The organism is Corynebacterium accolens (assembly GCF_023520795.1).
GTDB classification, from domain to species: domain Bacteria; phylum Actinomycetota; class Actinomycetes; order Mycobacteriales; family Mycobacteriaceae; genus Corynebacterium; species Corynebacterium accolens.
In genome coordinates this window covers 2,201,369-2,214,809 of the sequence record NZ_CP046605.1, presented here as the reverse complement: position 1 = coordinate 2,214,809, position 13,441 = coordinate 2,201,369, and the positions used below count along the sequence as shown (strand labels likewise).

Sequence of the window (13,441 nt, the reverse complement as noted above, 5' to 3'; positions counted from 1 at the left end):
GTCTAGCTGGGGAAATATAAAAAGTTTCAAGAAAGTTGAGTCCGTGGGAATAACTTTGCAAGGTGGTCCGTTGTTAAGGTTGAGTGACACAGGCTCAAGGTTTTGTGTAGGAGCGCTAAAGTTCTGTTAGAGTAGCGCAAGGACGCAACGAAGAGTTGAGTCACTGACAATCAACTTTATTAACTGTACTCGATAAAAAGGAGAAAGAATCATGGGACGCGCAGTAGGTATTGACCTTGGTACGACGAACTCCGTCGTTTCCGTACTGGAAGGTGGCGAGTCCACCGTTATCGCTAACTCCGAAGGCTCCCGCACCACGCCTTCCGTTGTAGCGTTTGCGAAGAACGGCGAAATCCTGGTTGGTCAGTCCGCCAAGAACCAGGCCGTGACCAACGTGGACCGCACCATCCGCTCCGTCAAGCGCCACATTGGTACTGACTGGACCGTCAACATTGATGACAAGGACTACACCTCCCAGGAGATTTCTGCTCGCACGCTGATGAAGCTGAAGCGCGATGCAGAGTCCTACTTGGGTGAGGATGTTACGGACGCTGTTATTACCGTCCCTGCATACTTCGAGGACGCCCAGCGTCAGGCCACCAAGGAAGCCGGCCAGATTGCCGGGCTGAACGTCCTGCGCATCGTCAACGAGCCCACCGCGGCTGCACTTGCATACGGCCTGGAAAAGGGCGAGCAAGAGCAGACCATCCTGGTCTTTGACTTGGGCGGCGGCACCTTCGACGTGTCCTTGCTGGAAATCGGCGATGGCGTCGTTGAGGTTATGGCTACCGCAGGTGACAACACCTTGGGTGGCGATGACTGGGACCAGCGCATCGTTGACTGGCTGGTGGACCGCTTCAAGAGCTCCCAGGGCGTTGACTTGACCAAGGACAAGCGCGCCGTGCAGCGTCTGCGCGAGGCTGCAGAGAAAGCCAAGATTGAGCTGTCCTCCTCCCAGCAGGCCAACATCAACCTGCCCTACATCACCGTTGACTCTGACAAGAACCCACTGTTTTTGGACGAGACCCTGACCCGCACCGAGTTCCAGAAGATCACCCAGGATCTGCTGGACCGTACCAAGGCTCCGTTCAACCAGGTCATTAAGGATGCTGACCTTTCCGTCGGCGATATCGACCACGTTGTGCTGGTCGGCGGTTCCACCCGTATGCCGGCCGTATCTGACCTGGTCAAGGAGCTGACCAGCAAGGACCCGAACAAGGGCGTTAACCCGGACGAGGTCGTTGCAGTCGGTGCTGCCCTCCAGGCAGGTGTGCTGCGCGGTGAGGTTAAGGATGTGCTGCTTCTCGATGTCACCCCGCTCTCCCTCGGCATTGAAACCAAGGGCGGCGTGATGACCAAGCTCATCGAGCGCAACACCACCATTCCGACCAAGAAGTCTGAGACCTTCACCACCGCAGAAGACAACCAGCCTTCCGTACAGATCCAGGTCTTCCAGGGTGAGCGCGAGATGGCTACCGCCAACAAGCTGCTGGGTTCCTTCGAGCTCGGCGGCATTGCACCGGCGCCTCGCGGTGTGCCCCAGATTGAGGTCACCTTCGATATCGACGCCAACGGAATCGTCCACGTGACCGCCAAGGACAAGGGCACCGGCAAGGAAAACACCATCAAGATCCAGGAAGGCTCCGGCCTTTCCCAGGAAGAGATCGACCGCATGGTCAAGGACGCCGAGCAGCACGCTGAGGAAGACAAGAAGCGTCGCGAGGAGCAGGAGCTGCGCAATAACGCAGAGTCCACCTCCTACCAGACCCGCAAGTTCTTGGAGGATAACGAGGACAAGGTCTCTGAGGACACCAAGACCAAGGTCACCGAGGCTGCTGACGCCGTCGATGAGGCGCTGAAGGGCGATGACCTCGACGCCATCAAGTCCGCAGTAGAGAAGCTGTCCACCGAATCCCAGGAGATGGGCAAGCAGATCTACGAGGCGCAGGCTGCAGAGGGCGGCGCTGAGGGTGCTGGCGATGCCGGCGCCGCACAGGGCGACCCGAACGTGGTCGACGCTGAAGTTGTGGACGAAGACGAGAACTCCGACGACAACAAGGATGGCGACAAGTAATGACTCAGGACAGCGGAATGCCGCAAAACCCAGGCGACCCGGAAAACACGGATCCGGAGGCTACCTCGGCTGACCGCGCTGAGGCTGCCGCCGAAAAGGCCGAGGAAGCACAGGCTGCCAACGACGCGCAGGCTGATGCCTCCGAAGAAGCCAAGTTGGATCCCACCCTTGATGCTGACCTCGAAGACGCGCTGGCTGATGTCAACGCCGATGAGGTCGAAGCCGAGGCGGAGGGCGATGAGCCCACCTCCACCGGCGCTGCCACCAACGATGTGGAGGCGCAGTTGGCAGAACGCACGGAAGACCTGCAGCGTCTGAATGCGGAATACACCAACTACCGCCGCCGCACCGAGCGTGACCGCCAATCCGTTATCGAGACCGCGAAGGCAAAGGTCATTAGTGACTTGCTGCCGGTTCTTGATGACCTCGATTTGGCCAAGCAGCACGGTGACTTGGAGGGCCCGCTCAAGGCGGTTGCGGATAAGCTCCGCAAGGGCCTAGAGCAGCACAACCTCACCGCCTTTGGTGAAGAGGGCGAACCCTTCGACCCAGAGATGCACGAGGCCGTGCAGGATTTGTCCTCCGGCGATGAGCAGGTGCTTGGCACCGTGCTGCGCCAGGGCTACCGCGTAGGTGAGAGGCTGGTGCGCAACGCGCTGGTCATCATCGCGGACCCCGGTGAGGACTCCGGCAGTTCGGAAGGCACCGAACAAGCCGATTAATCCGGGAAAAGGGCGCCTTGGGAACTGACTGATTCAACTTCCCCCGGCGCCCTTTTTACTAACTACAACCGATTCTTCTTGAAAGGAGGAGATGCCCAGTGAGCGCTAAACCCGAATGGGCAGACAAAGATTATTATGCGGATCTGGGGGTCTCCTCGTCCGCAGACCAAAGCGAGATCAAGCGCGCGTACCGCAAGCTTGCCCGCGAAAACCACCCCGATACCCACCCCGATGACCCCGCGGCAGCGGATCGGTTCAAGCGGGTTGCGGAAGCATACGATGTGCTTTCCGATGCCTCCGAGCGCAAAGAATACGACCAGTTCAAGGCCATGCTGCGTAATGGCGGTGGCTTTGGACGGAACGGAGGCGCCGGCTTTCCCGGCGGGTTTCGATCCACGAACATGGGTGGACAAGGTGCGCAAGACTTCGACCTCTCGGACCTCTTCGGAGGAGCCACTGGAGGATCGTCTCAAGGCGGCGGTTTTGGGGATATCTTCGGTAGCGTTTTCAACCGCAGCGGTAGTGCTGGCCACTCAGCTAAACCGTCGCGGGGGGCCGACGTCGAAACGGAAATAACCCTCGATTTCCGCGAGGCCGCCAAGGGGACCACCATCCCGCTGGCCTTAAGCGGTAATGCGCCGTGCACCACGTGCCACGGCTCGGGTTCTTCCTCCGGCAAGACCTCAACGTGCGGGACCTGCAATGGCTCCGGGTACACCTCGGAAAACCGCGGTGCCTTCGGCTTTTCCGCCCCGTGCAAGGATTGCGATGGCACGGGCCGCCGCATCCCAGATCCATGTTCGGATTGCAACGGCACCGGAACGGTGCACCGTACCCGGAATATCACGGTCCGCATCCCCGCCGGCGTCATCGACGGCCAAAAGGTCCGCATCGCCGGCCAAGGCGAGGCTGGCCCGAATGGCACCCCGGCCGGTGACCTCTTCGTTGCGGTCACCGTTAAGCCCGACAAGGTCTTTACCCGCGACGGCGACGATATCCACATCACCGTCCCCGTCTCGTTTGCCGAGCTCGCCCTAGGTGACACCATCACGGTTCCCACCTTGGACAGCCCGGTCCGTGTGAAGATCCCCGCCGGTACCCCGGATGGTCGCACCTTGCGCGTGCGTGGGCGCGGCATTGCCAAGCGCGCCGGTAAGGCCGGCGACCTCTTGGTGAGCGTGCAGGTCACCGTGCCTTCCAAGCTCGATGCTGCGGCCTCCAGCGCCCTGCGTACCTATGCACAAGCCGAAAAGGACTCTGGCTTTAATCCCCGCGCAGGCTGGGCCGGCGCGGAGAGCAATTAAGGCAGGAGGTGCATTGCACAATGAGTACTGGAAAGGCAGAAGGCTCCGCTACTGCGGTCTACGTCATTTCCGTGGCCGCCGAGCTTTCCGGGATGCACGCCCAAACCCTGCGCACCTATGACCGCATGGGTTTGGTCTCTCCGGCCCGCACCCGGGGCGGCGGCCGCCGTTATTCGGATCGCGATATTGAACTGCTCCGCAAGATTCAGGCGCTCTCGCAAGACGATGGCGTCAATCTCGCCGGCATCAAATCCATCATCGAGCTAACCGAGGAACGCGACCAGCTCGAGGCTGAACGCGATGCGCTTGCCGATGAAGTCCGTGCCCTCCGCGACCAGCTCGCCGCCGGGCAGCGCTCGGGATCGCAGCACCCCCAAGCACAACATCCCCAAGCACAGGGGCAGCACACCCGCGGCGCCCAAGGCCCGCAAGGCTCGCAGGTCTCGTTGCGTTCTCAACGCAGCGGTGAGCTCGTCCACGTCCCGCGGTCTACCTCCGTGGTGATGTGGAGCCCGCGCACCGCGCGCGACCGCAAACGCAATCGCCGAAACAACGGCGGCTAAACCGCCTAAACCGGCTAAACCGCCTAACTCGTCCTGCGGACGAGAAACCTCAACTAAAACCCTCCATACCTTTTACGGCATAGCGCCCGCACAGGTATGGAGGGTTTATCTCTGCCCAAAAGCCCCTCGCACTCTCGGTGCCCCCGGCCTCCCGGCTCCCCCTCGGCCCCTATCATTCCCGCGCCCCCTCGCACCGCTGCCCCCTCCCTCGGGCAGTTCTGCACTCGCACAACCGGACTTTGGTCTGTGAAGAAATGTTAATTTCTCACCCCTATTTTGTGCGAGATGCGAAAAAGTGCATTACTATGGCCGGAAAGCAGGTGAGATACGCCACGGTAGAGCGCCTGCAGTGGTCCGGGCCATAACCGGCAAGGACCACACCTGGCAAGAGCCACAGTCGAGATTTCTGCACGAGAGGACACCACCATCATGACTTTGTACGCAGCACCCGGAACCGAAGGGGCCATCGTCAACTACCGCGACCGCTATGACAATTACATTGGCGGTAAGTGGGTACCGCCAGTCGATGGCGAGTACATGGACAACATCAGCCCCGTGACCGGTGAAGTATTTTGTCAGGTGGCCCGCGGCAAGGAAGCCGATGTTAATGCGGCTATCGATGCCGCGGAAAAGGCCTTCGCCACCTTTGGCAAGACCACGCCAGCAGAGCGCGCGCTCTTGCTGCACCGCATCGCGGACCGGATTGAAGAGAACCTGGAAAAGATCGCCGTCGCGGAAACCTGGGAAAACGGCAAGGCCGTCCGCGAGACCTTGGCCGCCGATATCCCACTGGCCGTTGACCACTTCCGCTACTTCGCGGGCGCCATCCGCGCACAGGAGGGCCGCCTGTCCCAAATCAGCGAAGACACCGTGGCCTACCACTTCCACGAGCCGCTCGGCGTGGTCGGCCAAATCATTCCGTGGAATTTCCCGCTGCTTATGGCTTCCTGGAAGATCGCACCGGCCCTGGCCGCCGGTAACTGCATCGTTCTCAAACCCGCGGAGCAAACGCCAGCATCCATCCTCTTGCTCATGGATATCATCGGCGACCTCCTCCCAGACGGCGTGCTCAATATCGTCAACGGTGTGGGCGAGGAAGCTGGTGCGGCATTGTCGGGTTCGGACCGCATCGCCAAGATCGCGTTCACCGGATCCACCCCAGTGGGCAAGCTCATCAATAAGGCCGCCGCGGACAAGGTCATTCCGGTCACCCTGGAACTCGGCGGCAAATCGCCGTCCATCTTCTTCAAAGACATCATGGATGAAGATGACTCCTACCTAGAAAAGTGCGTCGAGGGATTCGTCATGTTCGCCCTCAACCAGGGCGAGGTCTGCACCTGCCCATCGCGCGCGCTGGTCCATGAGGATATTGCTGATAAGTTCTTGGAGCTCGCCATCGAGCGCGTCAAGAAGATCAAGATTGGCCACCCGTTGGATACCGAAACCATGATGGGCGCCCAGGCCTCTCAGGAGCAGATGGACAAGATCACCGAATACCTCAAGATCGGCCCAGAAGAAGGCGCGGAAACGCTCACCGGCGGCCACGTGAACAAGGTCGAAGGCCTCGAAAACGGCTATTACATCGAGCCCACGGTCTTTAAGGGCAGCAACGAGATGCGCATCTTCCAGGAGGAGATCTTCGGGCCAGTGCTCTCTGTGGCGACCTTCAAGGATTACGACGAGGCCATCGAGATCGCGAATACCACCAACTTCGGCCTCGGCGCCGGCGTATGGTCGCGCCAACAAAACATCTGCTACCGCGCCGGGCGCGATATTCAGGCCGGCCGCGTGTGGGTCAACCACTACCACGACTACCCGGCACACAGCGCCTTCGGCGGCTACAAGGAATCCGGCCTGGGCCGCGAGAACCACTTGATGATGCTCGGCCACTACCAGGAAACCAAGAACATGCTGGTCTCGTACTCGGACGCCCCCGCAGGACTCTTCTAAACCCGCCCCACGCTCCCACGCCCCCGCGCTGCCCAGCCCAACGCTAATCCGGCCTGGGTTCCGGGGCGGCCACCGTGCCCAAACCGCGCAGGAACTGCGGGTCCTCCCAATAAGACCCGTGGTCCCCAGGCAGGCCATCCGCGCCGGGGAGGGGAGTGGCGCCAAAGGACTGGGTGGTGGGATCCGGGCCGTGGATCCCGCTCAGTGGCCCCGTCGCGATAGCGATGGGGTCATTGTCATTGGTCGCCGCCCACACAGTGCCGTGCAGCTCGCCGGCGTGCTGAGCACTCGTGCCGGGGCTTCCCACGAGCACGATATCGGAGGCGATTTCCTCCTCGCGCGCCGCGTATCCGGTCACGACGGAGCCATAGGAATAGCCCACCACCGTTCGCTTTGCGCCTGGATACCGCTTGCCGATGCCCCGCTGAAACCGCACCAGCTCCTGCCCCGCCGCCCGCGCGGGTTCGGCGTGCACGGCGCGCGGCAGGCTGGACGGCGCTTGGTAACCCAACCACACGGCGGCTGGCCCACCGCTCGCGGTGGCGATATTGCGGCCGCGGTCCACGGCGCGCTGCCAGGTGGTGGGGTCGGAGGAATGCACGCCTTCGACAAACGTGGTCACGGACGCAGGTTCCGTGCGAAAGCCCTCAGGATCCACCAGTGCTACCAACCGGCCAGGGCTAGTTTCCACGATGCGCATATCAGGATTATCCGCGGCCAGCTGCGCCACGCGGTCGCTGGCCTGGGCGAGGTTAATCTCGTGGATGGTATCGAGGGGAAGATCGGCAAAATCCTCCAGCCGCTTAGGCGGTTCCGCCCCGGCGGGCGTGCAGAGGGCGTCGATTTCTTGGGAACAGAGCCAATCGAGGGCATCGCCAAGCGCGCGCACCTCCCGCAGTTGCACGGCACCGGCTAGCGCGGCGGGCCCAGAAAGCTCGTCGATCTTGCCCAAAAAGGAAATGATCCGCGCCTCCACCTCCTCGCGCCAGGCCTGCAGGTCCGCATGCCGGTCGAGTACCTCGATGACCCGCTCCATCTGCCCGAGGGGGCTACTCAGCCACTCGGTTGCCTCCGCCAAACCGGATCGCGCCGCCACGCCCGCGGGCCCACCCAGCGATAGCGAGCGCCAATCGTGGTGTGAATCCACATAGTGAGTGTGCAGGCCAGCGCGGTCCGCGGCGAGCTGCGCGGCGCTGTGGCGCAGGGCAGTCGATAAATTCATCGCGCCCTCCCCAAGCTCGCGGCGAGCGAGGAATCGAGCGCGCCGCTGCGGTCCAGGAAGGAGTGGAGGCTGCGCAGGTGCTGGGAAACGGTGGCATCGCTAAGCTGCTGCGTCTCAGACCACTGTGTCACCGCGCGCTGCAGGGCGGCAGACGTCCGGGAAGCCACGCTTAAGCGTGCCCCCGGCATAGCCGCCGCCGGCCGCGCCCTCAACGTGCGTACATGTGCGGGAAGGTATTCAGGAATATCTACATAACTCATGGCCTTAAGCGTGGCCGCTGCGGGCTGTGGCCGCGAGGGCAAAATCGCCAACCTGTGGATAACTAGGTGACGCTGCACTAAGTTGGGATTTATGAAAATAGCAGCAGTGCAATTGACCTCTACCGGCAGCATCGAGGAAAACCAAGAACTCGCCCTGGATAAAATCCGCGAGGCCGCGGCGGCGGGCGCGCGCCTTATCGTGCTGCCCGAGGCCACCTCGCAGAACTTCCGCTCGGGCCGCCTAGACGAGCAGGCGCAGAACCTCGAAGGCCCGTTCGCCACCGCGATTCAGGAAGCGGCGGAGGAATTGGAGGTCACCGTCGTCGTCGGCATGTTCTGCCCAGCCGATACCATCGAGCGCGAGGATAAGACCATCAACCGCGTATCCAATACCGCGCTCGTCGCAGGCCCCGGCGTGCTGGGCGGCTACGAAAAAATCCACACCTACGATGCCTTTGACTACCGCGAATCCGATACGGTGCAGCCTGGGGAGTCCTTGGTGACCTTTGACGTCGATGACCTTACCGTCGGCGTCGTGGTCTGCTACGATATCCGCTTCCCGGAGCAGTTCAAGGAGCTGGCACGAGAGGGCGCACAGCTCATCGTCGTGCCCACCAGCTGGGCGGATGGCCCCGGCAAGCTGGAGCAGTGGCGCCTGCTCACGGCGGCGCGGGCGCTGGATTCCACCAGCTATATTCTCGCCGCGGGCCAATCCCGCCCGGGCGGCAACGCGGAGGCCGGATCCCCCTCGGGCCCGACCGGCATCGGGCACTCCACCATCGTCGATCCCAACGGCGTGCGCGTGGCAGAAGCCGGCTACGAAGACGAGATCCTCTACGCCGATATCGACCCGCAAGAAGTAGCGAAGACGCGCCGCTCCCTGCCGGTGCTAGAACTTAACGACTAAGACTGCGCCGCATAATCCTCCGGCAGCCACTCTCGGTCGCGGCCCCAGCTGTGGCTCAAGATCCACTGCTTGCCGATGCCCCTTTTCTCCAACCCCTTCCTTCCTTCCGCTACCTCCTCGGCGCTGCCGAAGAGGGCAAAGTAGGTGGGCGTGCCTGTGGATAACTCGGCCTCGTTGACTACTACATCGGTCGGGTCGGGGGAGAGGGTGTGGGTGGCGGCATCGGCAAGCGGCCGTGCGCCCAGCAACCACGGGTCGTTTTCTTTCCGGATGATGCGGCGCAGGCTGAGATCGGGGTAGAGGGCCGTAAGGTTCTGCTGGAAGTGCGTGTCATAGTGCGCGCCGGGGCTATCCGCAACGGCAAAAATCTGCAGGTCCAGGTTCTTCGCGAGTCCCTCCTCGCCCGCATCCGCGGCCTGGCGGGCCGCCAGCGCCAAGCACCGCGCCGCCGCCCAGCCCGTGCCATAGGCCACGATGACCAGCCTGCCGCCGCGCAACGCGCGCAGGTCCTGCCAGATGGACCCGGTGGGCCGGCCCAAAGTCCACCAATCGCCCGGCTTGGTATGCGCAAGCGACCGCGAAGCCGCGCCCACCGCGGCGACGTGGAAGACCAGCTGGCCGGTGGCATCGCTTGGCTGAGCTGGGGTGAGCATGCGCCATTGGCCGGGAAGGTACTGGGTGGTGACGGGGAAATACTGCCCCGGCTCGAAGTCGGCGGGCATTCCCGCCTCCACGCGAATGACCGCTGTTTCGCGCGTCGGCCGCTCCACCGCGACCACCTGCCCCGAATACGCCGGCGCCTCCCCAGCCAGGTCCGCCTCGCGCGCCGCGGTGCCCATCTCCGCGCAGACCTCGTGGATGACGGCGCAGGCGAAGTCGTATTGGTACCGCGTCAGCGCCAATACCCGGAGGCCTTTGATGAGCGCCTCCTCGAACCGCGCATACACCTCTGCCGGGAAGCCGTGCCTGCGGTGATCGCGGCCGAGCTGCGCGATTTTCTCCCGGACGGCCTCGGGCAGCGCAGCTCCAACTCCCGCCCCCGCGCCGGCGCTGCTGGGTTCCGCGTGTTCAATCATCCACGCCAATGAGTGCACCATGGACCGGTGGGTGTCCTGCATAGAAAGGGAAAAGACTTGCCGCGCCTCCGGCACCATGAGGAAAAACTGCTCATGCACCGCATCGCGGTAGTCGTCTGCGTACTTTCGGAAGTGCTCGCCCAATTCCCACATGTTTTCCCATTCTAGTGTGCTTGCTTGCCTCTATTTCGCACTTTCACCCCGCGCCTGCCTTTTGGTGGGGAGCGGCGCCCGCTCCATCGGCGCCTGCTCTATCGTCCCCGCGCTACAGTTCCAGCGCCTTGATGACTTCGCACGCAGCCAAGCGCCCCGCGCGCGTCGCCCCCACCGTCGAGGCGGTCGATCCATATCCGGCGAGGAAAACCCGCGGGTTCGCGGCAGGCGAGACCTCGTTACGCATGACAATCCCGCCCTTGTGCGAGCGCAAATGCAACGGCGCCAGGTGGTCGAGTACCGGACGAAAACCGGTATTCCAAAAGATGACGTCCACCGCCAGGTGCGTGCCCGCCGGGTACGGCTGCCATGCCGCCCCGCTTTCCGATGCCCCCACAAACCCACCGCTCACAGCACCGTCGCCGTCCGCCACCGTCTCACAGTGCGCCGTAGATTCATCGCTCGCCGCAGTCCTGCCACCCGTGGCCGCCCCGTCGCTCGCCGCAGTCCTGCTGCTCGTCGCAGCCTCGCCAAACCACACGCCGGTCGCATCAATGGCATTGAACATGCCGCGCGAGACCAAAACGCCGCGCTCGACTGCATCCAGGTATTCCTGCCAGGGCGGAATCCCGGTGGTCGAGACCACCGAGGCCGGTGGATTGCCGCTAAAGACCCGCTCGCGGACCTTCTTTTCCACATCCAAGCCCCACTGCTTATCGAACTCCGTGTCCGTAAAATCCGGTGCCCGCCGCGTGGCCCAAGTGGTTTGCGCGATGCCCTCAAGCTCCAATAAGAACTGCACCGCGGATAGCCCACCGCCGACGACCAATACGTGCTGGCCTGCAAAATCCTCCGCCGCCGAATAGTCCTTGGTGTGCAGTTGGTGCCCGCCGAAACTGCCGATGCCCGGAATATAAGGAATATACGGCCTATCCCACGTGCCGGTGGCGTTAACGATGGCGTCCGCGGAAAACTGCTCGCCGGACTCCAGCGTCACGAGGAACGCGCCCCGCGGATCGCGCTCGCCGTGCGAAGCGTGCACACTGCGTGGCTCGTCTGGGTTCTCTGTTGCGCGCTCATCGCGCGGGCCGAGCGCGCCGTGGAGATTGCGCGCGCTGTGCGTGCCGGGCAGGGGGCGGACGCTGCGGACGCGCGCCGGGCGGTAGGGTCGCAGCTGGAACTTGTCCTCGTAGGCGCCGTAGTAGGCGGCGACTACGTGGGAGGCGGGGGAGGAGGCATCGGCAAGCGGGGCGGGCATGCCTGGCAGATCCGCGATGTTGTGGGCATTGCCCAGCGTCAAGGAATCCCACCGGTGACGCCAGGCGCCGCCGGGGGCGGGGTTGGCATCGATAAGCAAAAAGTCTTGGGCGGGGATAAGGCCGCGGGAGGTGAGCTGGTGGGCCGTCGCCAAGCCTGCCTGGCCCGCGCCGATGATGATGCTGAGGTAGTGCTCCACCGTGCCATTGTAGCGGGGGTGAAAATCCGCCGTATGTTGTGGCTCACTACATGATAGGTAATGTACTTTTTATCTGCGAGCTCTCTACAAGTGAGCGGCCTGTCATAACTGCACAGCTAGAAAGGATTCCCATGGAAGATTTTTCCGCTTATACGCTCATGCTGGACGTGGGTTGGATTTCCTTACTCATGGTCATCGGCAATATTTTGCGCCACCAAGTGAAGTTTATCTTCCAGGACTTATTGCTGCCTGCCCCCATTACCGCCGGCCTGATCGGCCTGCTCGTCGGCCCCAACGTGCTGGGGTGGATCAACTTCTCCGATAACCTCGGCGACTACACCTCCATCCTCATCGCCGTGGTCTTTGCCTCGATGGCCTATTCCATGGAAGTCGGCGGCAACATGGGTAAGGGCGCGCGCAATATGTGGGGCTATTCCACCATGATGTTCACCGGCCAGTGGGGCCTGTTCATCGTGCTCGGCCTGCTCTTCTTCGCCCCAGTCTTTGATACCCCCAACTGGTTCGGCATGATGCTGCCGGTTGGCTTTACCGGTGGCTTCGGCACGGCCGCCGCTGTGGGTGGCGCGCTGGAGGGCGTCGGCGCCGAGGCGGCAGCGTCATTGGGCTTTACTTCCGCGACCGTCGGCACGCTGGCCGCGATTATCGGTGGTGTCATCGCTGGTAACTGGGGCATCCGCAAGGGCAAGGTGTCCTACGTGCCCAAGGAGCTGCCGGAAGAGATTCGCCGCGGCTACATCAAGAACCTGGCTGATCGCCCCTCCCTTGGTCGCGCCACCACCAACCCTTCTTCCATCGAGCCGCTAGCGCTGCACTTCGGCTTCATCATCCTCACGGTCATGACGGCGTACGGCGTCAATAAGGGCATTTCCAGCATTTGGGAAAATGTTTCCATTCCGCTCTTTGCGATGTCCATGGTTATCGGCCTCATCTTCCGCGCCATCATGAACTTCGTCGGTGCCGAGGATTATCTGGATAAGGATTCCGTATCCTCCATCTCCGGTGCTGCTACCGACTACCTCATTGCCTTCGGTGTGGCCGCCATCGTTCCTGCTGCTATCGCTTCCTACTGGCAGGCGCTGCTGGTGCTGTTTATTTTGGGCACCATCTTCTGTAGCTTCTTCCTGATGTGGTTCCCCGCCGAGTTCTTTGGCGAGCGTTGGATCGAGCGCGGTATCTTCGGCTGGGGCTGGGCGACGGCCACCGTGGCTACCGGCATCGCCGTGCTTAAGATCGTCGACCCGAAGCTGAAGTCCGGCACGCTTTCCGAATACGGCATGGCCTACATCGGCTTCGGCCCGTTCGAGATTTCGTGGACCATTATCGCGCCGATGGCTGTGATGTACGGATTTACCGGCGCGTTCGGTGCCGTCTCGCTGGCCATTTCCATCGGTGTGTACCTGACATTCAAATTCATGGGTCTGCTTCCGCCGCGCGGCACGATTTTCAAAGAGGGCATCGGCCACGTGGGCCAGAAACAAGAAACCTAGCCTTCACAAATCCACCCTGCGCAGCTACTCTGCGCAAGCCGGGCTCCCACATTTTTGGTGTGGTGGCCCGGCTTTGTCGTGCCGCGCCCTGCTGGGGCTCCGTCACGCTCAGGCCGTCGGCTGCAAACTTCCCGCCTCATGGAGGTTGTCGGCCGGAACCTCTCTGCCTCGCTGGAACCCGGTTTGAACCCAGCTTCGGCAGTGCGGCGTGCTCACTCCTATGCCGGCAGGACTTGGGTAGAACTT

General features: G+C 62.4%; 11 protein-coding genes. 7 read left to right on the top strand and 4 right to left on the bottom strand.

Annotated elements, in window-relative coordinates; all coding sequences use genetic code 11:
- Positions 1-211 precede the first annotated feature (211 nt).
- The 5 genes from dnaK to exaC all read left to right on the top strand — a co-directional run bounded on the left by dnaK (position 212) and on the right by exaC (position 6,613).
- On the top strand, positions 212-2,074 hold the full coding sequence (gene dnaK, locus CACC_RS10460) for a molecular chaperone DnaK (RefSeq protein ID WP_005279388.1): 1,863 nt from the start codon (positions 212-214) through the stop codon (positions 2,072-2,074).
- Entirely contained in the window at positions 2,074-2,796 is a 723-nt protein-coding gene (gene grpE, locus CACC_RS10455) for a nucleotide exchange factor GrpE (protein ID WP_005279390.1), read from the top strand. Before dnaK ends, grpE begins: the two co-directional genes overlap by 1 nt.
- A gap of 98 nt (positions 2,797-2,894) precedes the next feature.
- Positions 2,895-4,100: a molecular chaperone DnaJ gene (dnaJ, locus tag CACC_RS10450; protein ID WP_005279391.1), complete on the top strand. Its 1,206-nt coding sequence runs from the start codon at positions 2,895-2,897 to the stop codon at positions 4,098-4,100.
- A gap of 20 nt (positions 4,101-4,120) precedes the next feature.
- Positions 4,121-4,663, top strand: a complete 543-nt coding sequence (locus CACC_RS10445) for a heat shock protein transcriptional repressor HspR (RefSeq protein ID WP_005279393.1) — start codon at positions 4,121-4,123, stop codon at positions 4,661-4,663.
- A gap of 429 nt (positions 4,664-5,092) precedes the next feature.
- A complete protein-coding gene (exaC, locus tag CACC_RS10440) occupies positions 5,093-6,613 on the top strand; it encodes an acetaldehyde dehydrogenase ExaC (protein WP_005279394.1) in 1,521 nt (506 codons plus the stop codon).
- A 43-nt stretch (positions 6,614-6,656) separates the two neighbouring features.
- Here the strand turns inward: exaC and CACC_RS10435 are convergent, their stop codons facing one another.
- Positions 6,657-7,835: an alpha/beta hydrolase gene (locus tag CACC_RS10435; RefSeq protein WP_005279396.1), complete on the bottom strand. Its 1,179-nt coding sequence runs from the start codon at positions 7,833-7,835 to the stop codon at positions 6,657-6,659.
- Entirely contained in the window at positions 7,832-8,095 is a 264-nt protein-coding gene (locus CACC_RS10430; protein WP_005285027.1) for a hypothetical protein, read from the bottom strand. Before CACC_RS10430 ends, CACC_RS10435 begins: the two co-directional genes overlap by 4 nt.
- 91 nt (positions 8,096-8,186) lie before the next feature.
- Between CACC_RS10430 and CACC_RS10425 the strand changes: the two genes are divergently transcribed.
- Positions 8,187-9,002, top strand: coding sequence for a carbon-nitrogen hydrolase family protein (locus CACC_RS10425; RefSeq protein ID WP_005279400.1), 816 nt, complete (start codon positions 8,187-8,189; stop codon positions 9,000-9,002).
- Here CACC_RS10425 and CACC_RS10420 read toward each other — a convergent pair.
- Together CACC_RS10420 and CACC_RS10415 are read right to left on the bottom strand one after the other, a co-directional pair.
- The gene (locus CACC_RS10420) at positions 8,999-10,231 is read right to left on the bottom strand and encodes an FAD-binding oxidoreductase (protein ID WP_005279402.1); all 1,233 of its coding nucleotides are present in this window, start codon (positions 10,229-10,231) and stop codon (positions 8,999-9,001) included. The two genes, CACC_RS10425 and CACC_RS10420, sit on opposite strands and share 4 nt — an antisense overlap.
- A 112-nt stretch (positions 10,232-10,343) precedes the next feature.
- Positions 10,344-11,687, bottom strand: coding sequence for an NAD(P)-binding domain-containing protein (locus tag CACC_RS10415; protein ID WP_005279403.1), 1,344 nt, complete (start codon positions 11,685-11,687; stop codon positions 10,344-10,346).
- A 131-nt stretch (positions 11,688-11,818) separates the two neighbouring features.
- On the opposite strand from CACC_RS10415, the gene CACC_RS10410 reads away from it, so the two are divergent.
- Positions 11,819-13,195: a sodium/glutamate symporter gene (locus CACC_RS10410; RefSeq protein ID WP_035108524.1), complete on the top strand. Its 1,377-nt coding sequence runs from the start codon at positions 11,819-11,821 to the stop codon at positions 13,193-13,195.
- Positions 13,196-13,441: the final 246 nt, after the last annotated feature.